Source organism: Paraburkholderia sp. WS6 (assembly GCF_030464835.1).
GTDB classification, from domain to species: Bacteria; Pseudomonadota; Gammaproteobacteria; order Burkholderiales; family Burkholderiaceae; genus Paraburkholderia; species Paraburkholderia madseniana.
In genome coordinates this window covers 207,702-230,431 of the sequence record NZ_JALQCK010000009.1, presented here as the reverse complement: position 1 = coordinate 230,431, position 22,730 = coordinate 207,702, and the positions used below count along the sequence as shown (strand labels likewise).

The 22,730-nt window shown below is 62.4% G+C and carries 23 protein-coding genes and 1 riboswitch; of the genes, 13 read left to right on the top strand and 10 right to left on the bottom strand.

Going from position 1 to position 22,730, the window contains the following annotated elements; all coding sequences use genetic code 11:
• The first annotated feature begins 41 nt into the window (after window positions 1-41).
• Window positions 42-386, top strand: coding sequence for a DUF3088 domain-containing protein (locus tag M0D64_RS13975; protein ID WP_266258116.1), 345 nt, complete (start codon window positions 42-44; stop codon window positions 384-386).
• Between the two features lie 147 nt (window positions 387-533).
• Here M0D64_RS13975 and M0D64_RS13970 read toward each other — a convergent pair whose 3' ends face one another.
• The 6 genes from M0D64_RS13970 to M0D64_RS13945 all read right to left on the bottom strand — a co-directional run bounded on the left by M0D64_RS13970 (window position 534) and on the right by M0D64_RS13945 (window position 6,745).
• Window positions 534-1,481, bottom strand: coding sequence for a TauD/TfdA family dioxygenase (locus tag M0D64_RS13970; RefSeq protein WP_266258115.1), 948 nt, complete (start codon window positions 1,479-1,481; stop codon window positions 534-536).
• Window positions 1,482-1,512: 31 nt separating this feature from the next.
• Window positions 1,513-2,889 carry an LLM class flavin-dependent oxidoreductase gene (locus M0D64_RS13965; RefSeq protein WP_266258114.1) on the bottom strand — a complete coding sequence of 459 codons (1,377 nt, stop codon included), beginning with the start codon at window positions 2,887-2,889 and terminating at the stop codon, window positions 1,513-1,515.
• Window positions 2,890-2,935: 46 nt separating this feature from the next.
• On the bottom strand, window positions 2,936-3,802 hold the full coding sequence (locus tag M0D64_RS13960; RefSeq protein WP_266258112.1) for an ABC transporter ATP-binding protein: 867 nt from the start codon (window positions 3,800-3,802) through the stop codon (window positions 2,936-2,938).
• 71 nt (window positions 3,803-3,873) lie between these two features.
• Window positions 3,874-4,758 carry an ABC transporter permease gene (locus M0D64_RS13955; RefSeq protein ID WP_266258111.1) on the bottom strand — a complete coding sequence of 295 codons (885 nt, stop codon included), beginning with the start codon at window positions 4,756-4,758 and terminating at the stop codon, window positions 3,874-3,876.
• Window positions 4,759-4,806: 48 nt separating this feature from the next.
• Window positions 4,807-5,661 carry an ABC transporter permease gene (locus M0D64_RS13950; protein WP_266258110.1) on the bottom strand — a complete coding sequence of 285 codons (855 nt, stop codon included), beginning with the start codon at window positions 5,659-5,661 and terminating at the stop codon, window positions 4,807-4,809.
• Window positions 5,662-5,677: 16 nt separating this feature from the next.
• Window positions 5,678-6,745, bottom strand: a complete 1,068-nt coding sequence (locus M0D64_RS13945) for an ABC transporter substrate-binding protein (protein WP_266258109.1) — start codon at window positions 6,743-6,745, stop codon at window positions 5,678-5,680.
• A 277-nt stretch (window positions 6,746-7,022) separates the two neighbouring features.
• Here M0D64_RS13945 and M0D64_RS13940 point away from each other — a divergent pair, with 277 nt between their 5' ends.
• From M0D64_RS13940 to M0D64_RS13910, 7 genes are all read left to right on the top strand, one after another.
• A complete protein-coding gene (locus tag M0D64_RS13940) occupies window positions 7,023-8,513 on the top strand; it encodes an MFS transporter (RefSeq protein ID WP_266258108.1) in 1,491 nt (496 codons plus the stop codon).
• 142 nt (window positions 8,514-8,655) lie between these two features.
• Window positions 8,656-10,104: a SidA/IucD/PvdA family monooxygenase gene (locus M0D64_RS13935; RefSeq protein WP_266258107.1), complete on the top strand. Its 1,449-nt coding sequence runs from the start codon at window positions 8,656-8,658 to the stop codon at window positions 10,102-10,104.
• Window positions 10,105-10,164: 60 nt separating this feature from the next.
• Window positions 10,165-11,223 (top strand): ABC transporter permease, encoded by a 1,059-nt coding sequence (locus M0D64_RS13930; RefSeq protein ID WP_266258106.1) that lies wholly within the window; start codon window positions 10,165-10,167, stop codon window positions 11,221-11,223.
• Window positions 11,217-12,047: an ABC transporter ATP-binding protein gene (locus M0D64_RS13925; protein WP_266258105.1), complete on the top strand. Its 831-nt coding sequence runs from the start codon at window positions 11,217-11,219 to the stop codon at window positions 12,045-12,047. Before M0D64_RS13930 ends, M0D64_RS13925 begins: the two co-directional genes overlap by 7 nt.
• 41 nt (window positions 12,048-12,088) lie before the next feature.
• Window positions 12,089-13,126 (top strand): ABC transporter substrate-binding protein, encoded by a 1,038-nt coding sequence (locus tag M0D64_RS13920; protein WP_266258104.1) that lies wholly within the window; start codon window positions 12,089-12,091, stop codon window positions 13,124-13,126.
• 116 nt (window positions 13,127-13,242) lie between these two features.
• Window positions 13,243-14,511 (top strand): sulfite dehydrogenase, encoded by a 1,269-nt coding sequence (soxC, locus tag M0D64_RS13915; RefSeq protein ID WP_266258103.1) that lies wholly within the window; start codon window positions 13,243-13,245, stop codon window positions 14,509-14,511.
• Window positions 14,504-15,094, top strand: coding sequence for a c-type cytochrome (locus tag M0D64_RS13910; protein ID WP_266258102.1), 591 nt, complete (start codon window positions 14,504-14,506; stop codon window positions 15,092-15,094). The genes soxC and M0D64_RS13910 overlap by 8 nt, the downstream gene beginning before the upstream one ends.
• Before the next feature lie 94 nt (window positions 15,095-15,188).
• Here M0D64_RS13910 and M0D64_RS13905 read toward each other — a convergent pair whose 3' ends face one another.
• On the bottom strand, window positions 15,189-16,337 hold the full coding sequence (locus M0D64_RS13905) for an acyltransferase (RefSeq protein ID WP_266258101.1): 1,149 nt from the start codon (window positions 16,335-16,337) through the stop codon (window positions 15,189-15,191).
• Window positions 16,338-16,598: 261 nt separating this feature from the next.
• Here M0D64_RS13905 and M0D64_RS13900 point away from each other — a divergent pair, with 261 nt between their 5' ends.
• The gene (locus tag M0D64_RS13900; RefSeq protein WP_154560077.1) at window positions 16,599-17,018 is read left to right on the top strand and encodes a DUF1801 domain-containing protein; all 420 of its coding nucleotides are present in this window, start codon (window positions 16,599-16,601) and stop codon (window positions 17,016-17,018) included.
• Between the two features lie 63 nt (window positions 17,019-17,081).
• On the opposite strand, the gene crcB is transcribed toward M0D64_RS13900, so the two are convergent.
• Entirely contained in the window at window positions 17,082-17,462 is a 381-nt protein-coding gene (crcB, locus tag M0D64_RS13895) for a fluoride efflux transporter CrcB (RefSeq protein WP_154560076.1), read from the bottom strand.
• An 80-nt stretch (window positions 17,463-17,542) separates the two neighbouring features.
• Window positions 17,543-17,605, bottom strand: a riboswitch (Fluoride riboswitch).
• A gap of 152 nt (window positions 17,606-17,757) precedes the next feature.
• Here crcB and M0D64_RS13890 point away from each other — a divergent pair.
• Window positions 17,758-18,105, top strand: coding sequence for a DUF190 domain-containing protein (locus M0D64_RS13890; protein WP_266258099.1), 348 nt, complete (start codon window positions 17,758-17,760; stop codon window positions 18,103-18,105).
• 406 nt (window positions 18,106-18,511) lie between these two features.
• A complete protein-coding gene (locus M0D64_RS13885) occupies window positions 18,512-20,257 on the top strand; it encodes an ATP-binding protein (protein ID WP_266258098.1) in 1,746 nt (581 codons plus the stop codon).
• On the opposite strand, the gene M0D64_RS13880 is transcribed toward M0D64_RS13885, so the two are convergent.
• Window positions 20,244-20,570 (bottom strand): hypothetical protein, encoded by a 327-nt coding sequence (locus tag M0D64_RS13880; RefSeq protein ID WP_054034668.1) that lies wholly within the window; start codon window positions 20,568-20,570, stop codon window positions 20,244-20,246. The two genes, M0D64_RS13885 and M0D64_RS13880, sit on opposite strands and share 14 nt — an antisense overlap.
• Window positions 20,571-20,698: 128 nt before the next feature.
• Window positions 20,699-21,280 carry a DJ-1/PfpI family protein gene (locus M0D64_RS13875; protein WP_154560073.1) on the bottom strand — a complete coding sequence of 194 codons (582 nt, stop codon included), beginning with the start codon at window positions 21,278-21,280 and terminating at the stop codon, window positions 20,699-20,701.
• A gap of 279 nt (window positions 21,281-21,559) precedes the next feature.
• Between M0D64_RS13875 and M0D64_RS13870 the strand changes: the two genes are divergently transcribed.
• On the top strand, window positions 21,560-22,033 hold the full coding sequence (locus M0D64_RS13870) for a hypothetical protein (RefSeq protein WP_266258097.1): 474 nt from the start codon (window positions 21,560-21,562) through the stop codon (window positions 22,031-22,033).
• A gap of 99 nt (window positions 22,034-22,132) precedes the next feature.
• Entirely contained in the window at window positions 22,133-22,588 is a 456-nt protein-coding gene (locus M0D64_RS13865; RefSeq protein WP_168435666.1) for an Rrf2 family transcriptional regulator, read from the top strand.
• The last annotated feature ends 142 nt before the right edge of the window (window positions 22,589-22,730 follow it).

The window sequence follows — 22,730 nt, the reverse complement described above, 5'->3', positions numbered from 1 at the left end:
ACGCTGCGATCCATTTACCCATCATCCCACTACTGAATGCCATGAGCCGAGATCTGCTATTGCTGTTGGAACCGGGCTTTACCGATCCGAACCACCCCGACGAGCGCTTTATCTGTCCGGATGGCGCGCCTATCGAAGGATTGCTGGCGAGCGACCCTGCGCTTAACGCACGCCTGGACATTCGCCGCTTGCCGTTCCCGCGTCCCCGCGCCGCGGTCGTGGAGGCACTCGATGCTGAGCACCAGAGTCTGCCGGTGTTGATTTTCGGCGACGATCAGCCTGCGCCGGCAGATGCCCAGACGCTGGGCGAGAAGCGCTTCGAAACGGATACGCGCCGGATCCTCGACCTGCTTGCGCAGCGTCACGGTTTCCCCAAGGTGCATTGACGCAGCGGCTGCAAGCCGGCTTGGCGCAGTAACGGCAGTACGCGCTCACCTAATAAATTGAGGTCAGGCCGGAAATCGAAGAAACTCAGCTGCACGCCGTCGACGCAGATGAGGGCGCAGCCAGAGTTGAGTAAGTCACCGCGAGCCTCAGTTCAACGCGACTGCCGCCGCGGCGCTCACCGGCGAGCCTTCGATCGCGACCGACTGCGCCCCGTCCGGGCCAACCGGCACATCGCCCACCAGCGTCGTGCGATACAACTGCCGGTCGAAGTCGAGATCGAAAATATCTGTGGGGGCGAGGTGAGCGGTCGCGCGGTTGTCCCAGAACGCTACGCTGCCGGCCTCCCATTTGAAGCGAACGGTGAACTCCGGCCGCGTCACGTGTTCCCAGAGAAGTTCGAGCAGCACCTGGCTTTCGCGCGGCGTCACGCCGACGATCGACTTCAGGAAGCTAGGGCTGACATAGAGCGCCCGCTCGCCCGTTTCCGGATGCACTCTGACGAGCGGATGCTCGGTAACGAGAATGCGTTGTTCGACGGCTTTGACGAATGCTTCCGTTCCGCTTGCGCCGGCTGGCGGCGTAAAGCGATGCAGTCCGCGCAGGCCATCGACGAACGTGCGCAACGGCGCGGAAAGCTTCTGATACGCGGCCACCAGGTTGGTCCACTGCGTATCGCCGCCGTAAGGCGGAATCGTCACGCCGCGCAGGATCGACGCCCAGGGCGGATTGACCGCGGCCGTCACATCCGTGTGCCAGCCGGTCCAGGGGCGCTGCAGCGCTTGCCCCTCAAAACGCGTTGCCTTGCGGTACTTCGAGATCGAATAGATTTCCGGATGGTCGTCGACATGGCCGAACACCGGATGTCCCAAAGTTAACTCGCCAAACTGTGCCGAGAAAGCGACGTGCTGTTCGTGCGTCAGGAACTGCTCGCTAAAGAACACGACGCGCCACTTAAGAAGCGCCGCGCGAATGTCCGCGATCTGACGTGTATCCAGTTTCTGTGTGAGATCGACACCGTGGATTTCTGCGCCGATATGCGCTGAAAGCGGGTTGACCTGAATCGACTGTACTTCCTGCAATGCGGCTGCGCTCATGCGAGGCTCCTGGCGAAGAGAACGTGTTGCGTCAATATCCCGCTACGGCGGGTAGCTGTTTTGTCTCGGCGGTATAGCGGTTTGCAGGTCGCGGCAGCCCGAGATTCTCGCGTAGCGTGCGGCCCTCGTATTCAGTGCGGAAAAGTCCGCGCCGTTGCAACTCCGGCACCACCAGTTCGGCGAATTCCGTCAACCCGCCCGGTAACCACGGCGACATGATGTTGAAGCCATCCGCGCCTTCTTCTTCAAACCACTGTTGCAACTGGTCCGCGATGCTTTGCGGCGTGCCGACCACCTGCTGATGGCCGCGCGCGCCGGCAATGCGTAGATACAGATCGCGGATCGTCAGGTTTTCGCGCCGCGCGAGATCGAACAGCAAGCGTTGACGGCTCTTGCCACCGTTGGTTTCCGGCAACTCGGGCAACGGCCCGTCGACGGGATACTGGGAAAGGTCTACACCGCCCGACATATTCGACAATAGCGACAGACCGACCGTCGGATGAATCAGGTCCTGCAGCGCGGCGAACTTCGCGTCGGCCTCTTCCTGCGTGCGGCCGACAATCGGAAAAATGCCCGGCATGATCTTCAGATGATCCGGCGAGCGGCCGTATTTCGCGAGGCGGCCTTTGACATCGCGATAGAACGACTGCGCTTCATCGAGTGTTTGATGCGCGACGAAGATCACCTCCGCGGTTTGCGCGGCGAGCTCACGTCCCGCTTCCGATGCGCCGGCCTGCACGACGACCGGCCATCCCTGCGGCGAACGCGCGACGTTTAGCGGTCCGCGCACCTTGAAGTGCTTGCCTTTGTGACCGAGCACGTGCAGTTTGTCCGGATCGAAATAGACGCCGCTTTCCTTGTCGCGAATAAACGCGTCGTCTTCCCAGCTGTCCCATAGGCCTGCAACCACATCGTAGAATTCACGCGCGCGTTCATAGCGGACCGCGTGCTCCGGATGGCGTTCGAAATTGAAATTGAGCGCTTCGGATTCGGTGCTCGATGTGACGAGATTCCAGCCCGAGCGTCCGCCGCTCAGATGATCGAGTGAAGCGAATTTGCGCGCGAGGTTGTATGGTTCGTTGAACGTGGTGGAGACCGTCGCGATCAGGCCGACGTGTTTCGTCACGACCGAAAGCGCGGACAGCAGCGTCAACGGCTCGAAATGATCGGCGCGCGCCGTGCGGGATAGCGAGGGTAGATTCGTGTCGCGTACGCTCACGCTGTCGGCGAAAAATATCGTGTCGAATTTGGCGCGTTCGGCGATCTGCGCCAGTTCCGCGTAGTGTGCGAAGTCGAGTCCGCCACTCGCGTGTGCATCCGGATGCCGCCATGCGGCGATATGGTGGCCTGTCTCCATCAGGAAGGCGCCTAGTTTGATCTGCCGCTTCTGGCGATTTTCACCGCTCATCGTTCTCTCCGCGAAGGGTTTGTGTGTATGGGGGATGCCGCGGGTGTCACCACGCGAGCCGCCATTCGGTGATCGGTGGATTCGCTACTGGAATGCGCGTGCCGCCGTGTGGCGTGTCATCGTCGTGAGGCTCATGGCGCGCGGCGTCGTACTCGGCGAAGTCGGCCAGCACTTCGTCGCGCAAATGAATGAAGCGGGGATCGTTACGCTCGCGTGGACGCGGCAGAGCGACATCGACAATCCGTTTGATGCGGCCCGGCCGCGGCGCCATGGTGACGACGCGGTCGCCGAGGTAGAGCGCTTCGTCGACGTCGTGCGTGACGAGAATCATCGTGATGCGTTCGTGTTCCCAGATGCGTTGCAACTCGTTTTGCAGGCGGCCGCGCGTGAGTGCATCGAGCGCGCCGAACGGTTCGTCGAGCAGCAGCACGCGCGGGCGGTTCACGAGGCCCCGTGCGATCGCCACACGCTGCGCCATGCCGCCCGATAACTGATGCGGATACGCATTCTCGAAGCCGTTCAGGCCGACGAGCGCGATGTGCTGCGCAACCGCATCGCGCTTTTCTCGTGCCGACAGCGGCGCGTTACGCAACGCGGCGAGAATGTTTTGCGACGCCGTGAGCCACGGAAACAGGCGGTGATCCTGAAACACGATGCCGCGCTCGAGCGAGGTATCGCGCACCTTTTCTCCGGCAACGACGATTTCGCCGCTGTAATCGGTATCCAGGCCCGCGATCAGCCGCAGCAAGGTCGATTTACCGCAACCGCTCGATCCGAGCACGCTGACAAATTCGCCGGGGCGCACCCGCAGGCTGATGTCGTCGAGCACCGCAAGCGATGTGCCGCCTTGCTGCGTATAGCGCTTGCTGACGTGGAGAATGTCGATGCTGTCGGAAAGCGTGGAGGAAGTCATGTGCGGACCTTGATCTGTAATCTGTGTTCAGTGCAAATTCAGTGCATAGCCGGTGAATATCGGCTGCGTGCTTATCGAGCGGCCGCCTGTGAACGGCGCGCAAAGATCGCTCGCTCCACCGCGCGCGCAAGCGCGTTCAACGCCCAACCGGTCACACCGACCACGATCACGCCGAACAGCACCAGATCCATGCGGAACTGCTCGCTGCCGTCGATCAGCGTATTGCCGATCCCGCTGCCTGCCACCAGCAGATATTCCGCGCCAAGGGTGGCGAGCCACGAATAGATCAGCGCGAGATAGAGGCCGGTAAAAATCGACGGCAACGCGGCAGGCAGAATGACTGCGCGGATCAATTGCCAGCGCGAATAGCGAAAAGCGCGCGCGACTTCGATGTAGGCGCGCGGCACGGCGTGAATACCGTCACATGTATGCGCGGCGACCGGCAGCAACGCGGCGAGCGAGAGGAACACGACTTTCGCTGCGTCGCCGAGACCGAACCACACGGAAATCAGCGGAATCCATGCAAACAGGGAGATCTGCTTGAACGTGTCGAAGCTCGGGCCAATCATGCGTGTGGCGAGCCGCGAGAAGCCGAGCACACTGCCAAGCAACAGGCCGCCAAGCGTGCCGATCACGAAACCGCTCGCTTCACGCGCGAGCGAGGCGGAAAGGGCCTTGAAAAGCGCGCCGCTGACGATTTGCTGCCAGGCGGTGGCCATCACCTGCGCGGGGCTGACCAGCAAGCCGCTCTTGACGACGTGCGCTTCCGAGATCGCCCACCAGACCGCAATGGCGACGATGGGCAAGACGGCGCCGCGCCAGCCGACGCGTGAGAGCAGGGACCGGCGCGGCCGCGCCGCGCGCTGGAAGGAGGCGGGCACGTTACTGCCGCAGTCGCAGGACGCATCGGCCGACTGTTTCGATCCGGCAGGCCGCTTGAAAAGAGCAAGACTCATCGTGGATACCTCATATGCGGTGCGTGGCAGCAATCGGCGCCATTACTATTACTCGCGAAACGCCGACGGTTGACCGCGCCGCAAACGCGCTTCGAGCGCGTCGAGCGAACGATTCATCGCGTAACCGATGGCCCCGACCACGACCACCGAGGCCATCACCAGGTCGAGCTGGAACAGTTGCCGCCCGTAGACGATCAGATAGCCGAGCCCCTCGGACGACGCCACCAATTCGACGACCACCAGTGCGAGCCACGCTTTGGTGAACGCGAGCCGCACGCCGGTGGCGAGCGTCGGCACGGCAGCGGGCAGGACGAGATAGACGATCCGTTGCCAGCGGTTGTATTCGAAGACGCGCGCGACTTCATCGAGCGAGGCGGGTGTCTGGCGGAATCCTTGCAGCGTGCTCAATGTCACGGGAACAAGCGCGGCATGTGCGATCAGGATGTATTTGAGCGGCTCGCCGACACCGACGAGCAGCAGTAGAAACGGCAGCCAGCCGAGCACGGGGATCTGCACGAGCGCATTGAAGCTCGGCAACACGTAGGCCTCGAAAGTGCGCGACAGACCGAGCGCCGCGCCGAGCACAAAACCGACCAAGGTGCCCGCAACGAAGCCGAGCAGCACGCGCTGGAGACTGATGAGCGTATTGCTTGCGAGATCGCCGTTGCGTGTCAACTCGACAAAGGTGTCGAACACCCGCTCAGGTGGCGGCAAAATCTGCGGCGCGATCCAGCCGCGCTCGCAACCGGTCGCCCATAAGGCGAGCAGGACGACTGGCAATACCCACGGCGCGAGATGCCAGGCGAGTGCGCGCAGGCGCGCATTGCGATAGAGCGGCGCGCGCGGCGCCGCGGCGGCGTGGCCGAGCCGTTCGCTATCGACCGGAAATGCGGTTTCGCTCATCGTGATCGCTCCCGTTTTAGCTGAGCGGCTTGCCGGCAGCGTCGTAGCGCGTCCAGTAGTGGTCGAGTTTTTGCGCGCGCAGCGCGTTGTCGAGATATTTCGTCTCGAACCAGCCGTCGACCTGGACGGGTTGGCGGATCAGTTTGAGTTTCAGCGCATCCGCCGCGACCGCTTTATAGCGCGCGACGACAAACGGGTCGATCAACGGCGAATTGCGGTCTTTCAGACTTTGATTCGCGAACTCGGCCTGCCATGAGGAATAGGGCACGCCGCTTTTGGCCCACAGCTTGAAGAGCGCGTCGCGGTTCGCCTCATCCGACGACCATTGCGCGCCCTGAACGAACACGTTGACGACGCGTTGCACGACATCCGGATGCGCGTTATCGAAATCGTCGAGCACCAGCAGATGCGATTGACGCGTGAATTGCGGTCCATCGTTCTGCGATTCGTAGACGATTTTCGCGAGACCCTGGTCGCGCAGTTTGTACAGGTGGTAGTCGTTGACCGACGCGTCGATCCCCTTGGACGCCAAAGCGGCGAGCGAGCTGGCGGTGTCGAGATTGATCACGCGCAGGTCGCGCTCTTCGAGCTGATTGGCGGCGAGCGCGTTGTCGGCGACCAGTTGCAGATTGGTGCCGCGAAAAATGGAGACACGGCGACCTTTGAGGTCCTTGATCGAACGCACGTCCGAATCCGTGGGCACGGCGATCTTGATACCGGTACGCACGCCCGAGGCGAGCAGGAGGTGAGTCTTCAGGCCGTTGGCGCGGGCGAGTACTGCAGGCAGATCGCCCTGAAAGGCGAAGTCGAGTGACTTGTCGGCAATCGCTTCATTCACGGCCGGGCCGGCGCCTTTGAAGAACAGCCATTCGACCTTGATGCCGTCGGCGGCGAATTCCTTTTCGAGCGACTGCTGCAATTGCACGGTCGCCGCGGGGGTGCCGCCGAAGGTAGGCGGGTCGCCCGTGCCCTGCTGCGCAACGCCGATCCGGATCACGGCGGGTTTGTCAGCATAGGCGTGAACCGCGGCAAGCGACAGGGTCGCCACGGCAACGAAAGATTTCAGCAGACGGAAATAGCGCATGCGGCGATACCGATCGATGGAAGGGAATGGAGTGCAAATGCTCAGGTGGGCAGAGAGCTGGCACTACACGTTAGATTCGCGTGCGCTCGAATCCAACCAATCATTGCTGATAAGAAAATCTGCAGTAGTTCGAACCACGTTGCCTAAAAGGGTCCGTGCGGCACTGGCACGGTGCAAGTGCGCGATTCCCGATTTGCATAGTTAAATTCGTCGTTTTGCGTGCGTGGATTGCATGGCTACCATGCGACGCTTCAGCCATTCATGCGAACGCGAGATCATGTCCACTGTTGCTTTTCCATCCACCGTCGCCGACCCGCAAGCGCCTGCGGGTAACACAGCGTCTTCCACTGTCATCCGTAGTGCGCAGGATGTTTCGCGCATCGTCAATGCGGGCGCTGCAAAGGGCAGTAACGCACGCATCGTGATTGCGATCGCCCTGGGTGGAGTCTTTCTCGATGCTTACGACCTGACGTCGCTTGCTTACGGGATCAAGGACATCGCGCGCCAGTTTTCGCTGTCGCCGGTTCAGGTGGGATTCGTTTCGTCGGCGATCACGTTCGGCGCGATCCTCGGCGCGCTGTTCGGCGGGTATCTGACTGATCGCATCGGCCGTTATCGCGTGTTCATGGCCGATATGCTGTTCTTCGTGGTCGCGGCGATCGCGGCCGGTCTTGCGCCGAATGCGTGGGTGCTCGGCGGGGCGCGCTTTCTGATGGGCTTCGGCGTGGGGCTCGATCTGCCGGTGGCGATGGCGTTTCTCGCCGAGTTCTCGCGGGTAGCGGGCAAGGGCAACAAGGCGGCCAGTGTGGCCGCGTGGTGCCCCGCATGGTACGCGGCCACGAGCACCTGCTATCTGCTGATTCTCGGGCTGTACGCGATTCTGCCCGAGCATCAGCTTGGCTGGTTATGGCGTCTGACACTCGCGTTCGGTGCGGTACCGGCCATCGTGATTATTCTCGTGCGCAGCCGCTATATCAGCGAATCGCCTGTTTGGGCAGCGAATCAGGGCGATCTCGAGGAGGCCGCGCGCATTCTGAAGCGCTCGTATGGCGTCGACGCAGTGGTTGAACGAAGCGCGACGCGGGTCAAGGCGCCGCGTGCGGCGTCGTGGCGCAACTATGGGGTCCTGTTCAACGCCACTTACCGGCGCCGCACGATTCTTGCCGCGGTGATCGGCAGTGCTTCTTCGTTCGGTTACAACGCGATCATTTTCGGCTTGCCGGTGATCATCACTAGCTTCTTTCATCAGGGGCCGCTTACGACGATCATCGCGGCGCTCTCGCTGAATCTGGCATTTGCGTTTGTGGGTGGGCTGATCGGCGTGCGCACCGCACCAACCGTCGGTGCGTGGAAGATGACGGTGCTCGGGCACTCGCTGCAGTTCGCCTCGCTGATCGGGCTCGCGTTGATCGGCAAACCCGGCAGCGGCGCGCTCGTGGTCGTCGCGATCCTGTTGCTTGGCGGCTATCTGTTCGGGCAAGGTTTCGGACCAGGCTCCCATTCGATGACCTATGCGTCGCTGAGCTATCCGACCTCGCTGCGCGGAATCGGCGTGGGTTTCAACCAGACCTTGGTGCGTTCCGCGTCGACGGTCTCGCTATTTCTGTTCCCGGTTCTGGCTGCCGCGCTGGGTACGAAGGTCTTCTGGTTGATCGCCATTGCGCCGCTGAGCTCGCTGCTCGTGCTGCTGGCGATCCGTTGGGAGCCGTCGGGGTACGACATCGACGCCGAGGACTACGCGGATTCAGGAGTGACGTCACGAGCGTAGGGCGCCACGAAACAAATAAGCAAAGCGAAATTTGTTGGTTTGGGTAAGCCTGCGGCACCGCGATACTTGATCGTCCGATGGCCACGCCATTCGATTTCGACGCATCCGTCTGCTGTTCAACTCCCAGACCGAACCCGACACCATGACGCAATTCAATCACCCCGATCAGCCTGCGCTCGACACACTGCGGCTGATCGGTCCCTCACCCGAGAACTGGGTCCCGCCGCGCGATGGCATCGACCATAACGTGGTGGTTGTCGGCGGTGGACAGACCGGCGCGGCGTTCGCTTTCGCCTTGCGGCGCGCCGGCATCGGTCAGGTCAGCGTGATCGACGCCGCTGCCGATGAAGGCCAAGCGGGCGTCTGGTTGAATCGCGCCCGCATGAACAAGCTGCGCACCCCTAAATCATTGGTGGGCCCCGAGGCGGGTCTGCCGGGGCTGAGCTTTCAGGCATGGTATGAAGCGCGCTTCGGCGCTGCGTCGTATGCGGAGATCGACCGCATTCCTCGCACGCGCTGGGCAGAATATCTCGCGTGGTACCGGCATTTCCTCGAAATTCCGATTCGCTACGGCACACGGCTTACGCGAATCGAACCTACGGGTGAGCATTTTCGTTTGCATCTGGAAGTACGCGATGGCGCCACGGTGCGCAATATCGTGGAGACGGCACGCAAGATCATCCTCGGCAACGGCGTTGCGGGTAACGGCGGGCCGAACATTCCTGCTGTGCTGAAGAGCCTTCCGCCGACACTTCGTGCTCACACCTCCGAGGCGATCGATTTCGCTGCGCTGCGCGGCAAATCCGTGGCGGTGATCGGCGGCGCGGCGTCCGCATTCGATGCGGCAGGCACGGCACTCGAAGCCGGCGCAGGGCAGGTGCATCTGTTCGTGCGGCGTGAGCGGATCGCGTCGGTGCCGGTGACCCGCACACGCGCCTATCCCGGCGCGTACGACAACTATTTCCATCTGCCTGACGCGATTCGCTGGTCGCAGGCGCGACGCTTCCGCGTTGCCGGTTCGACGCCGCCAGTCGACGCCCTGGAGCGCGTCACACGCTTTCCGAACTTTCATCTGCATCTCGGCGCGCCGTGGACACATGCAAGCGTCAGAGACGAGCGCGTGGAGACCGACGTGGCGGGTGAGTCGTTCGCATTCGATTTCGTCATTGCCGGCACGGGCTATGTGATCGATCCGGCGTTGCGGCCGGAGTTGGCACAGATCGCCGGGCATATCCGCCTGTGGCGCGATCAATACGTGCCCGCCGCAGGCGATAGCGACGACGCGCTGGGCGCGCATCCGTATCTCGGCGCCGCGCTCGAATACCTCGAGAAGGTCGAGGGCGAGGCGCCTTATCTGAAGAACATCCACGTCTACAACCCAGCGGCCTTCGTCAGTTTCGGATTGCCGGTCGGTGACGTACCGAGCATGAAGCGCGATATTCCCTCCGTGGCGCAGCGAATCAGCCGCGATCTGTTTCTCGCCGATCTGGACGCGCATGAAGCACGGATTCACGGCGACATCGCCGCGGATTTCGACGATTCAGTCTACGCACAGAGCGTCTGGCAGCGCGACAGGGTCGACGTCGCGTGAGGTGGACCCGAGCAAGCGCACGGTCACGATAATTCAATAAGGCGAGAGGCAGGAGCCGCTATGTCCACGCAGTTCGAATCGATCACGACAGGAACGCCGGCCATCGGCACGGACGTCGTTGACATCAACCGCGCCGTAACACGGCGTGGGCTCTCACGCAGTGTTCTGATTGCGGGCCTCGCTGCCATAGCGTGGTTCGGCAGCGCAGCGCTGACCGAATGGTGGCCGAGTGCCGACGACTGGCCGTATACGAAAGAATTCATCGCGTTGAAGCTGGTGCTCGCGGCATTTGCTGTTGCGACGACCGTCGCGGGATGGCGCAATCCGTCCACTCAGGCGACGACGCCCACGCGCACCAGCGCATGGCTTGGGGCAATGCCATGGTTGCTCGCGCTGGCGCTCGGCGTGAGCGCATGGGAAGCGATCACCGCACAACTCGAGTGGCTGCCGCGGCCCTTTTTCGCCCCACCGCAGGCGCTGATCGGTGTCTATGCCGAAGACTACCCGCGGCTTGGTTCGAGCGTCGTGCATTCGTTTGGACTACTCGCCTATGGCTACGTGCTAGGCGCGGCTGCGGGATTCGTGACGGGCGTGAGCATCGGCTGGTCGCAGGCCGTGAGTTACTGGGTCCATCCGGTCCTGCGCCTGATCGGGCCGCTACCGGCTACCGCATGGTTGCCGCTGGCGTTCTTCTTCTTTCCGTCGAGCTTCAGCGCGAGTGTGTTCCTGATCGCGCTGGCGACCGCTTTCCCGGTCGCAGTGCTGACCTGGTCGGGCGTAGCCGGCGTCAACTCGGCCTATTACGACATCGCGCGCACGCTCGGCGCGCGGCCCGCTTTTCTGATTCTGCGCGTGGCGATTCCGGCGGCGCTGCCGTCGGTGTTCGTCGGCCTGTTCATGGGTCTTGGCGCGTCGTTTTCGGTGCTGATCGTCGCAGAGATGATGGGCGTGAAAGCGGGGCTCGGCTGGTATCTGCAATGGGCCCAGGGCTGGGCGGCGTATTCGAATATGTATGCAGCGCTGCTCGTGATGGCGCTGATGTGCTCCGGTCTGATCACGTTGCTGTTTCGTGTGCGTGATCGCCTGCTGGCTTGGCAAAAGGGATTGCTCAAATGGTAGCCGTACCCGAAGTGTTGAATCAGTCGGCCGCTGCTGCGCCGGTCCGCGACGGCGCACGCATCGACGTGCGCCACGTCAGCCATCAAGTCGCGCTGCGTGGTGCCGCGTTGCCGGTGCTACAGGACGTCGGTTTCACGGTCGAGCCGGGCGAGTTCGTTGCGCTGCTCGGCCCGAGTGGTTGCGGGAAGTCCACCTTGCTGCGGCTGGTCGCTGGGCTCGATACGCCGACGCAGGGCAGCGTGCAGGCAGATGGAGCTGCAATTGTCGGTCCCGATCCGTCGCGTGTGGTGGTGTTTCAGGACCCGACCTTGTACCCATGGCGCACAGTGCGCGGCAATGTCGGGGTCGGTCCGCAGGCGCAGCGCAAACGCTTCGCGCGACGCAGCGGTCCGCAAGAGAAGCAGGCGCAGCAACGGATCGACGCCGCACTGGAGTTAGTCGGCCTTAGTGAATTCGCTGAAGCGTTTCCGCATCAATTATCGGGTGGCATGGCGCAGCGCGTGGCGCTGGCCCGCGCGCTCGTCAACGATCCGGCGCTGCTGGTGCTGGACGAGCCGTTCGGCAAGCTCGACTCCCTCACACGTATCCGCATGCAGGGTGAACTGGCGCGGCTCTGGTTGGACGCGCGCTTTTCCGTGCTGCTGGTGACACACGACGTCGAAGAGGCGCTCCTGCTCGCCGACCGCGTGATCGTTTTCAGCGAGCGGCCGGCGCGTGTGGTCGCCGAAGTGCGTAACGACGCGCCGTATCCGCGCCATCGCGACGATCCGAAACTGGTGGCGCTGCGCCGCGAGGTGCTCGCCCAGCTAGGACTCGACACCTGAACGAATAAAACAATCGATAACGACCAGAGGAACAGTCAACCATGAATCCCTACGATGAATCTCCGCTGAGTCCGGCCCGCCGCGCGTGGTTGCGCAAGACGGCCTGGACTGCGGGCGCGGCGGCGCTCGGTGGTGCGTCGCTGATGCCGGGAACGCTCGCGTTTGCTCAAACGCCGCAGGCTCCGCTCAAGCCCCTCAAGCTTTCCTGGAACGCGGGCGCGATCTGTACCGCGCCTGTTGCCGTTGCTGTGAAGCAGGGCTTTTTCGAGCGACACGGTTTACAGGTGGAACTCGTGAATTTTTCAGGGTCGACCGATCAGTTGCTCGAAGCAATCGCGACGGGCAAGTCCGATGCGGGTGTCGGCATGGCGCTGCGTTGGATCAAGCCGCTGGAGCAGGGCTTCGATGTGAAACTGACGGCCGGGATTCACGGCGGGTGCATGCGTTTGCTGGCCACGCGCGCGTCGGGCATCGTCGATGTGGCGGGACTGAAGGGGCGTACGATCGGCGTGAGCGATATGGCGAGTCCGACCAAGAATTTCTTCGCCATCGTGCTGAAAAAGATCGGCGTCGATCCGGAGCGCGATGTGAACTGGCGCCAGTATCCGGCGAACCTCTTGGGCGAAGCGCTGAAGAAGGGCGAAGTGCAGGCGATCGCGGATGGCGACCCGACGATCTGGTCGATCCGCGAATCCGACCACCTGTACGAAGTGTCGAACAATCTGTGCGGTGAATATCAGACGCGTTCGTGCTGTGTGCTCGGCGTGCGCGGTACGCTGGTGCGAAAGGATCGCGCCACCGCGCAGGCGTTGACGCAGGCGCTGCTCGAAGCGACGGAGTGGACTGCGAATCATCCTGCGGATGCCGCCGCGATTTTCTCAGTCTATACGCCGTCCGCCGATGTGAGCCAACTGGCGGCGATGCTCAAGAGCCATACCGATCGCCATCATCCAGTCGGCGATGCGTTCAAGAAGGAGATCTCGCTCTATGCCGACGACCTGAAGGCGGTCGGCGTGCTTAACAGCGGGACCGATTCCAATCGTCTCGCGGATCGGGTGTTCTCGAACGTGCTGGCTTGACCGCGAGTGGTGTTCGTCTGATATGCGGTCTGCGTCGATCGATAGTCGAATTTATCGTTTGGCCATGGCGGAAGGCATCGTTACGCTAATCGGCTTGCCTATGATGCGCCGACGCCATGATGAATCCGCACAACTCTCCGCCGTCGCGCGGCCGCCGTCGACTGTTGGGTCGTCTGGCGGCCGGCGGCCTGGTCGCTTCTCAAGCTGCTACCGCAAGTGAATTGCTCAAGCCGCTCGCGGTCGCGCAATCGAGCCGCGTGCCCGGTGCGCCCGTTCTCGAACATCCATACGGTGTGCCGTCACCGTATGAGGCGAATGTCGTGCGGCGGAGTGCGCGCGCGTGGCCACTGCCCGGTGCGGCTTCGTCGATGACGCCGCTCGCCGATCTGCACGGCACGCTCACACCCAACGGCCTGGTCTACGAACGTCATCACGGCGGCGTGCCCGACATCGATCCCGGTCAGCATCGGCTGGCCATTCATGGCCTCGTGCGCACGCCCAAACTGTTCACGATGGACGATCTGCTGCGTTTGCCGTCCGAATCGCGGATTCATTTTCTCGAATGCTCCGGTAATACCGGCAATGAATGGAATGGCCCGAGCGGCATGCCGGTGCAACTCACGCATGGTTTGTTGTCGTGCTGCGAATGGACCGGGGTGCGTTTGTCGACTTTGCTCGAAGAGGTGGGCGGTCTGACGGCGTCCGGCAACACAGCCGGCGGCGGCTGGTTGCTAGCCGAAGGCGCGGACGCTGCTGCGATGACGCGCAGCTTGCCGCTCGAACGGATACTCGATCGCGCGCTGGTGGTCTACGCGCAAAACGGCGAACGCTTGCGCCCCGAGAACGGTTATCCGTTGCGTCTGATCGTTCCCGGCTTCGAGGGGAATACGAACGTCAAGTGGCTGCGCCGGCTGAAGGTGGTCGATGCGCCGTTGCAAACTCGCGAGGAAACGTCGAAGTACACCAGCCTGCTCGCGAACGGCACCGCGCGTCAGTTTGCGTTCGAGATGGACGCGAAGTCGGTGATCACGCGGCCGTCGCCGGGACATCGTCTCACCACGCACGGCTATTACCCGATCACCGGTCTGGCCTGGTCCGGACGCGGGACGATCCGCAAGGTGGAGGTGTCGACCGACGGCGGCGCGACGTGGCGTCCCGCGCGTCTGGACGGTGCGATCCTGGATCGTGCGCTGACGCGCTTTCAGGCGGACTGGCGTTGGGATGGCGGCGCTGCCGTGATTCTTTCGCGCGCCACCGATTCGACCGGCTATGTGCAACCGACCCGTGCCGAACTCGTCGCCGCGCGCGGCCTGAATTCGCAGTATCACTACAACGCGATCCAGCAATGGCGAGTGGATGCAAGCGGCGAGGTGCGTAATGCGTGATGGCCGCCGTTTGACAGGTATGCCGGCGCGAACGGCACGGACCGCGCTGGCCGTGTTGGTGTCGCTCTCGGCGCTGGCATCGTGCTCATCGATTGCGCCGGGTGACCAGAGAGGCAGGTCGATCCACGAGATCGGCACGCCGCTCACGGATCAGGACCTCGCCGCCTGGAACATCGACGTCGCGCCGGATGGCCGCGGCCTGCCTGCGGGCAGCGGCGACGTCGCCACCGGCGCGCACATATTCGCCGCGAAATGCGCGGCGTGCCACGGCGCGCATGGCGAGGGCGGTCTCGGCGATCAACTGGTCGGCGGGCAGGGCACACTGACCAGCGCGAAGCCGAAGCGCACCGTGGGCAGCTACTGGCCCTATGCGACGACGCTGTTCGACTATATCCGCCGCGCGATGCCTTACAACGCGCCCGAATCGCTTTCCGCCGACGAGGTGTACGCGCTCAGCGCATTTCTGCTCAACCAGAACGGCATCGTGCCGGCGAATACGCGGCTCGACGCGGCCTCGTTGCCGCGTGTGGCGATGCCCAATCGTGGCGGTTTTGTCGCTGATCCGCGTCCGGGGCAGCTATAAGGCGCCCACGCTGATCGGATGGTCCGGGAGCGGGCCCGAAGCGACGCTAACCGATATTGCCGGCTCGCTCATGCAGCCGCTTCACGCAGTCGCTTCAGGCAGCCGGCGCAGCAGGCGCATTCGGCGTGTATTTCCGTAGTCGCTGGGAAATCAGATGCGAAGGCTTTTCGATCATCCGGTAAAACGCATAACTGATGGCGAATGCCAACGCCACCTGTACGAACCATGCGAATCGGGACGTCTCGTCGAATCGGGTCATTTCCAGCAGGGCGAGCGCCATCTTGTGGCAAAGATAGAGGCTATAGGACCACGCGCCAAAACTAGCCAGTCTGGACCAGACGCCGCTTCTGGAAGGCGTGGCAGTCTCCGCCGCGATCCAGACGGCCGCCAGAAACTGGAATAACGGAAGCGTGATATCGGGCGTAATCAACGGCACAACGGCCGGTTTGAGATTCGATTCGGACAGCAAAATCATAATGGCCGCCCCGGCCGCGACAATTACCACTCTCAGCGCAACCAGGTGATTCGCGAGAAAACGGGTGCTGCGATCAAGGCCGCGCTTGATCATCAGGGTAAGCGGCGAATATGCGCCACGGATGTGGAACTGCTCCGCGTTGCGCTGAGTCTCCGCGATCAGGCAGCCGAAGATCCATCCAGCCGCATACAGTAAAGCCGTACCCGGAACGCCATACGTCTCGATGACGCAGCCGTGGCAAACCGGGTGCCCGATCAGACGAACCAAGGCCACCATCACGCCTGCCGCAACCGCGCAGCCAACGATCATTTCGCCGATGTAGCGAAAGCGGGCGCGCAGGAGCGGATAAGCGGCGTAATACACCATCTCGCAGTAGAGCGACCACAGTACGGATTCCAGATAGTTCTGTCCGGTCGGCAAAGGTTGAACGAGGCACAGCAGGATGACCAGCGGTAATCCAATGCGGATGAATCTGGACGCGTAATAGTTGATCGGCTTGAGCGTCACATCCTTTTGATATGCGTTGTGGATGCAATAGCCGGAAATGACAAAGAAGACGATGACGGCGGCAGGGCCCGCGAACAGCGCTGTCGAGCCGGACCACAATGCGCTGCCGAGGAAGGCGAGTTGATGAGGCAGAAGTTCTTTAAACGCGGGAGGCTTGAAGTGATACATCAGGACCCAGACAGCCGCGAGGAATCGAATTGCGTCGATCTTTAGCGACTTATTCAGATTCGCGGACGCTGACAGATTCAAGGTGATCGCCATTTTTGCCCCTTCTTCTATTCAGGCTGCGGCGATCTTACGTCTGTCATCAACAACAAAAATCGAAAAAAATGGGGAAATAAATGTCTCACCAGGCCTCAGTAAAATGCAATGTTGGACGATTGTTTTTGTCAGCGTCAGGGGCGGGTTTACAGCAATAGTTTGCGGCATTGACACAGGTTTTAGCTCGAATAGATTGATGCGGGCACAATTCAAAGCTAGGCTCTGTCGAAACCGAACAATAATTCGAGGCACAAGGATCCAATGACTCCATCGGAAAGCATTGACCAATTGATCGCAGGCATCACGGACTGGCGTGGCAAAACGTTCGCCAGCATCCGCAAGACCATCCTCGAAGCCGACCCGGAGATCATCGAGGAATGGAAGTGGATGGGAAGCCCGGTGTGGTCCCGCGACGGAATGATCGCGGTCGCCAACGCACACAAGGGGAAGGTGAAGCTGACCTTTGCCCACGGGGCGAATCTCCCGGATCCCGACAAGCTTTTCAACGCGGGCCTCGACGGCAACGCGAGACGGGCGATCGATTTTTTCGAGGGCGATAAGGTCAATGGACCCGCTTTAAAGAAACTCGTGCGTGCCGCTATCGAGTACAACCAGACCAAATTGAAGAAAAATGCGCCTGCGAGTACTCGAGCTAAAGCACATAAAGCTAATGAGGCGTGATGCAATAGCGCTATCTGGGGGAAGCGCTTAGGCCGATTAATCTGATTGGAATATGTGTAGCGTTCAGCGCGACAGCAACGAAACGGTTGCGATGCCCAGGATCGTCATGACGAGCGAAGCCGCCACGTGAATGACGATCTCGCCTGCCGCCCAGCCGAGCCGGCCGTCCTGCAAGCGCTGCACGACTTCCGCTGAGAACGTCGAGAAGGTCGACAGGCCGCCCATCAAGCCCGTGATGATGAAGAGCCGCCATTCGGGCGCGATCTGCGGCGCCCGTGCGAACCCCGCGACCGCGACGCCGATGACATAGCCGGCAATCACGTTAGCGGCGAAGGTGCCGAGCGGCATACCCGTGAACAGGCCGTTCAAACGGATACCGAGAAACCAGCGGAACAGTGAGCCGAGCGCGCCGCCAATGCCGACCGCGAGAATGGACAAATACATGCAAAAGTACTCTGGCGAAGCCGAAGGGTCGACAAACCGGGCTTGAGCGGAAGGCGTGATGCCGCGTCCGCAGTCGTCCGGGCGAAGCAGGCATCATCAGCCATCGAGGGCGGTTAATGGAGAATGCCATCTCCAGCGCGCCAGTCTAGCATTGGCAGGGCATTGGGGACAGGTGAGCGCCATCGCGGCGCGCGCGTGCGGTCTGCATCGCGTGGTGCGTGATCTAGAATAAACAGAGGGCCTGCGAGCGTTTGCCGTGGTCCAGTGCAACATTGCAACTGCGCGGGAGGCCGATATGACGAAGGGCTACCAGCTCACGTTCTATACCGAGAAGAACCGGCGCCACGGCCATCAAACGGTCGTGGAATGTTTGCTGTCGATCGCGAAGCTCGTCGGCATCCATGGCGCGACCGTCGTGGCGGCGGCCGAAGGTGTCGGCCACGCGGGCGCGCGGCACGCTGCGCGCTTCTTCGAGCTGGCGGATCAACCGCAGCAGGTGATTTTCGCGCTCACTGAAGGGGAGGCGGAAGCCTTGCTGGAAGCGGTGCGCGCGGGCAGCGTCCCGGTGTTCTACACGCGTTGCCCGATCGAATTCGGCCTGATCGGCGAGCACGGGGACGCGAAACATCCGGCGCGCCGCTAACCGTGGTTTGCGGTTAATTTGCGGTCAATTAGCGGTTAAGCCATCAGCCGACGCTTGCATGCTCCGGCGTCGCCGAAATGCAAATCCGCACCGGGATGGGATTCGCACCGATCGCTCCCGATCCGGTAGTGCACCATCCTTTGCACCTCGGACAACAATGAAAGCAAAATGTAAGTGCGCAACGGTTTCATACTGGTCCTAACGTTCCAAATCGGGGCACAGCATTCGATTTGATTTACGTTTAATTCAAAAGCCTGACGTTTTATGCGGATTCATTGCACCCGGGTTCGTATTTGGCGGCAGAAGCCTGGTCGGTGGCGCGCCGTCTTTGTCTTCCTGCGCAAACGCCGACATAATGTGCCGTCCCGCGCACGATCTGCCGGCCATCGACTTCCAATGCGCACGCATGAGACTGACCACTAAAGGCCTGTTGCTGATCGCAATTCCGGCCGTCTTCGAACTGGCGTTGCTGTCTGGACTCGTCATGGCGCAGGCCGACGCGACGCAAGCCGAACGGTGGGCCATCCATAGCGAAGACGTGCTGCGCCAGACCATCGCGATTCTCGATCCGGTGCTGAGTGAGTCCGTGGCGCTGCGCGGCGCGGTGCTTACCAACGATACCCGCTTTACGACACCGGTCACCTTGTGGGTCGACGTCGACCGTCGCATCGATCAACTGGCCGAGCTGGTTGCCGACAACCCGGCGCAAGTCGAGCGCGTGGTGCAGGTGCGCCAGGCCGTGCAGGGGTATCGGCAATGGTCGGACCGCGTTCAGGACATGCTGCATTCGGGGCGGCGGCGTGATCTGCTCGATCGCTTCCGCGAGCTGGCCTCGGCCGACGTGCTCGATCGCTTCCGTCAGCAGGTGGTGGCTTTCCAGGCCGAAGAGCGGCGCCTCGACACGTTGCGCTCGAATGCCGCCGACGCCGCGCGTGAACGGCAACAGACGCTGATCGTCGCGGCCGTGTTCGGCTCCTTGCTATTCGTCGCGCTGGCCGTGTGGCTGTTCACGCGCGGCGTGCGCGGCCGGCTTGCGGTGCTGTCCGATAACGCCGGGCGCCTCGCGGGCAACGAGCCGCTGGCGCCGATCAGCCCGGGGCGCGATGAAATCGCCCGGCTCGATCTGACCTTGCATGAAACCAGCCGGCGCCTGCTCGAAGCCGAGCGCATCCAGGCGCGTTTCCAGTCCGATCTGGCGCGGCGCACCAGCGAACTGGCGCGCATCAACGAGACCTTGCGGCAACAGACTCAGGAAAACGAAATGTTCATCTACAGCGTGTCGCACGACCTGCGTGCGCCACTGGTGAATCTGCAAGGCTTCTCGAAAGAACTGATTCGCGCGTGTGATGAGCTGCGCGTGGCCTTGCGCCAGTCGTCGCTCGCGGCAGAACCGCGGCAGCGCATCGAACGGGTGGTCGACGAGGATATCGGCGAGGCGCTGCATTTCCTGCAGACCGCCGTGCTGCGGGCATCTCATATCATCGACGCGCTATTGCGGCTCTCGCGTGTCGGCCGTGTGGAGTACCGGCGGCAAAAGGTCGAAGTGCGCGATATCGTGCCGCGCGTGGTCGATGCCATGCAAGGGTCGATCCGGGCGCGCCGGGCGCATGTCATCGTCGAGGATTTGCCGGCGGTGTGGGGCGACCCGACCGCGCTCGAACAGGTGTTCGCGAATCTGATCGGCAATGCGGTCAATTATCTGGATCCCGCGCGCGAAGGCCGGATCGAAATTGGTACGACGCCGGCACCGCCCGGTGTGCATTCGCTACGGATTTTCTACGTGCGGGACAATGGCCTGGGCATTCCGGCGGTCGCGCTGCCGCGGCTTTTCAATGCCTTTCAGCGGCTGCACGGCAATGTGGCGGCGGGTGAGGGCATCGGCCTCGCGCTCGTGCGGCGCGTGGTGGAACGGCACGGCGGACGCGTGTGGGCGGAGTCGAAAGAGGGCATTGGCACGACGTTTTATCTGTCGCTGCCTGAAGCCGACGTGCGGACGGCGCAACTGGCGGTTGAAACGCATGCGGCGCTGGCGGACGGGGTTCACGCGGTTCGTGCTGTGCGCGAGGGCCTTGGCGATCGTGATGGCCTTGCCCCGCGCGGCGGCGCGCCGGCGCATGCCGCCAATGCCGCGCCCGGTATCAGTACGCGGTAAAGAGCCGGCGCGGCTTGAGGAGTTTGCTGCCGCGTATCGACCAGTAGCAGCCGCAGACGAGCAGGATCGCCACGCCGGTCAGCGCCTCGCGCGGCGCAGGGTGCAGGCCGGGCAGGCCGTCCAGGGCGAACAGGCCGTGGGCGACGATCAACAGCGCCGCCCACAGCGAACACGCCGCTTGCACCAACATGCGTGTGCCAGTCAGACGCCGTGCGCGGTTTTCTCGCGACCAGTTGGCCGGCGTACGCGCGCAGAAAAAAGCAATCGCCATCAACGTGACGGCGAGCATGACGATCCAGTCAGTCAGTTCCATCGAAAGGGGCTCCCAAGTCAACCGGCGACTATAGGAAAACCTTGCGTTGCGAACTATCGGACGAGTCTCAAATATGGGTGTGTTTTGCGAGCGCGCAGTGCCGCGAGGGCAAGGCGCTCGCTTGAGGATCAGAGTTCGATCCGGGTGCCGAGCAGCACGAGGAACTGACGCAGCCACTCAGGGTGAGCGGGCCATGCGGGGGCAGTGACGAAATTGGCGTCGGTGATCGCCGCATCGACCGGAATGTCGACGTACTCGCCGCCGGCCAGCTTCACTTCGGGTGCGCAGGCCGGGTAGGCGGAAATGCGCTTGCCGCGAATCACGTCGGCAGCGGCCAGCAGTTGCGCGGCGTGGCAGATCGCGGCGATCGGCTTGCCTGCTTCGGCGAACTGCCGCACGAGCTCGATCACCTTGTGGTTGAGTCGCAGGTATTCCGGCGCGCGGCCGCCTGCGATTGCCAGCGCGTCGTATTGACGCGGATCGGCGTCCTCGAACGTTGCATTGAGCGTGAATTGATGGCCGGGTTTTTCGGTGTAGGTCTGGTCGCCTTCGAAATCATGAATCGCGGTCTTGATCTTGTCGCCCGCTTTCTTGTTCGGGCAGACGGCGTCGACTACGTGGCCGACTGCCTGCAGTGCCTGAAACGGCACCATCGTTTCGTAATCCTCGGCGAAGTCGCCGGTCAGGAACAGAATCTTCTTTGCTGCCATCGCATGCCTCCTATTGATCAACGGAACACATCGAACGCTCAGGCAGTCTACTCCAACACGTTTGACAGAACCGCGACGGAGTACGCAATGAAGTATTTCGAATGGCGCGTACTGCACGCTGACGATGCGGCGGCGCTGGCGCAATTGTTTCGAGCCGCAGCCAGGCAGCTTCGAGTCCGCGGGCTTCCGGGTGCTCGTCGAGGAGACCGTGCCGCGCAACGGCGTATCATGGGCCCGTTTTCGCATGCGGAAGCCGCTCGATGCGGCTCACACTTAAATATGACTTTATCCATTCGTTCGCCGTTGTTGCGCCGCGTCGCGGTTGTTGCCCTCGTGTTCGGCGGCCTCACGGCTTGTCAGAAGAACGATGCGTCGGCGCAGGTCGCCGGCAAGCTCAACGATGCGGCGCAAGCCGCCGGTCAGAAGCTCGATCAGGCGGCCAGCTACGTCGGCCAGCAGGTCGATGCGACCAAGGCCGCCGCGCAGCAGAACCTCTCATCGGCGTCCGCGCCGTCGATCACGATCGATCCGGCCTCGCTGGCGTCGAGCGCGCAAGCCAACCTGCAAGGCGCGGCGAGCGCGACCAATGCGCAACTCGGCAAGGCGGCGGCGCTGACCGGCCAGGGTCTCGAGACGGCGGGGCGCAAGCTGCAGGAATGGTCGGCGCAAAGTTCGGCGTCGTCGGCGGGCGTTTCTGCTTCGGCGTCGGCATCGAGCGATTCCAGCGATGCGCAAAAGCAGATGGACAAGTGAGATGGCGGCCGGTGCGTCCGGCCGTTCGTTTGTCCGTTTAACAGTCGGATTAAATGTAATTACTATGGTTACACATAGTCGTCGCCGGGCAGGTTTGCTGTGAATACGAGTAGCCGGTTTGCATTTGCAGTGCATGTGCTCGCGCTGCTGTCGTTGCAGGAGGGCGTGCCGCTCTCGTCGGAGATGATCGCGGGCAGCGTGAATACGAATCCTGCGTTGATCCGGCGTTTGCTGAGCATGCTGGCCGATGCGGGTCTCACGACCTCGCAACTCGGCGCGGGCGGCGGCGCGCTGCTCGCCAAGGCGCCTGACGAGATCACCCTGCTTCAGGTGTATCGCGCGGTAGACGATGCGCAATTGTTCGCCATGCATCGCGAGGAGCCGAACCCGGCGTGCATGGTGGGGCGGCATATCCAGGTCGTGCTGCGCGGCATTATCGACGAAGCGCAGCAGGCCATGGAAGCGTCGCTCGGTGCACGCACGCTGGCTGATGCCACTGCCGACCTGATGCGCGCTGAACGGGCGCTGGAACGCAAGCGGCGTTCGCATGGCTGATGCGGCGACGAGGGTGGCAAAGAAAGTAGCAATGAGGCGGTATCGAAGGGCGCGCACGGTGTAGACGGAACCTGCGTACCTGAGAACGGACGGGGGCTTACGCCCCTCTTTTTTCCACGTTATATGTAATCAACGTAGTTAC

Excerpts from the sequence above, each read along its gene's own strand:
- M0D64_RS13870 (WP_266258097.1), top strand. The coding sequence starts at position 21,560 with ATGACTTTATCCATTCGTTCGCCGTTGTTGCGCCGCGTCGCGGTTGTT.
- M0D64_RS13885 (WP_266258098.1), top strand. The coding sequence starts at position 18,512 with ATGAGACTGACCACTAAAGGCCTGTTGCTGATCGCAATTCCGGCCGTC.
- M0D64_RS13955 (WP_266258111.1), bottom strand. The coding sequence starts at position 4,758 with ATGAGTCTTGCTCTTTTCAAGCGGCCTGCCGGATCGAAACAGTCGGCC.
- M0D64_RS13905 (WP_266258101.1), bottom strand. The coding sequence starts at position 16,337 with ATGGCGATCACCTTGAATCTGTCAGCGTCCGCGAATCTGAATAAGTCG.
- M0D64_RS13875 (WP_154560073.1), bottom strand. The coding sequence starts at position 21,280 with ATGGCAGCAAAGAAGATTCTGTTCCTGACCGGCGACTTCGCCGAGGAT.
- M0D64_RS13900 (WP_154560077.1), top strand. The coding sequence starts at position 16,599 with ATGACTCCATCGGAAAGCATTGACCAATTGATCGCAGGCATCACGGAC.
- M0D64_RS13930 (WP_266258106.1), top strand. The coding sequence starts at position 10,165 with ATGTCCACGCAGTTCGAATCGATCACGACAGGAACGCCGGCCATCGGC.
- M0D64_RS13880 (WP_054034668.1), bottom strand. The coding sequence starts at position 20,570 with ATGGAACTGACTGACTGGATCGTCATGCTCGCCGTCACGTTGATGGCG.
- M0D64_RS13975 (WP_266258116.1), top strand. The coding sequence starts at position 42 with ATGAGCCGAGATCTGCTATTGCTGTTGGAACCGGGCTTTACCGATCCG.
- crcB (WP_154560076.1), bottom strand. The coding sequence starts at position 17,462 with ATGTATTTGTCCATTCTCGCGGTCGGCATTGGCGGCGCGCTCGGCTCA.
- M0D64_RS13970 (WP_266258115.1), bottom strand. The coding sequence starts at position 1,481 with ATGAGCGCAGCCGCATTGCAGGAAGTACAGTCGATTCAGGTCAACCCG.
- M0D64_RS13940 (WP_266258108.1), top strand. The coding sequence starts at position 7,023 with ATGTCCACTGTTGCTTTTCCATCCACCGTCGCCGACCCGCAAGCGCCT.
- M0D64_RS13960 (WP_266258112.1), bottom strand. The coding sequence starts at position 3,802 with ATGACTTCCTCCACGCTTTCCGACAGCATCGACATTCTCCACGTCAGC.
- M0D64_RS13925 (WP_266258105.1), top strand. The coding sequence starts at position 11,217 with ATGGTAGCCGTACCCGAAGTGTTGAATCAGTCGGCCGCTGCTGCGCCG.
- M0D64_RS13920 (WP_266258104.1), top strand. The coding sequence starts at position 12,089 with ATGAATCCCTACGATGAATCTCCGCTGAGTCCGGCCCGCCGCGCGTGG.
- M0D64_RS13950 (WP_266258110.1), bottom strand. The coding sequence starts at position 5,661 with ATGAGCGAAACCGCATTTCCGGTCGATAGCGAACGGCTCGGCCACGCC.
- M0D64_RS13890 (WP_266258099.1), top strand. The coding sequence starts at position 17,758 with ATGACGAAGGGCTACCAGCTCACGTTCTATACCGAGAAGAACCGGCGC.
- M0D64_RS13935 (WP_266258107.1), top strand. The coding sequence starts at position 8,656 with ATGACGCAATTCAATCACCCCGATCAGCCTGCGCTCGACACACTGCGG.
- M0D64_RS13965 (WP_266258114.1), bottom strand. The coding sequence starts at position 2,889 with ATGAGCGGTGAAAATCGCCAGAAGCGGCAGATCAAACTAGGCGCCTTC.
- M0D64_RS13945 (WP_266258109.1), bottom strand. The coding sequence starts at position 6,745 with ATGCGCTATTTCCGTCTGCTGAAATCTTTCGTTGCCGTGGCGACCCTG.
- M0D64_RS13910 (WP_266258102.1), top strand. The coding sequence starts at position 14,504 with ATGCGTGATGGCCGCCGTTTGACAGGTATGCCGGCGCGAACGGCACGG.
- soxC (WP_266258103.1), top strand. The coding sequence starts at position 13,243 with ATGATGAATCCGCACAACTCTCCGCCGTCGCGCGGCCGCCGTCGACTG.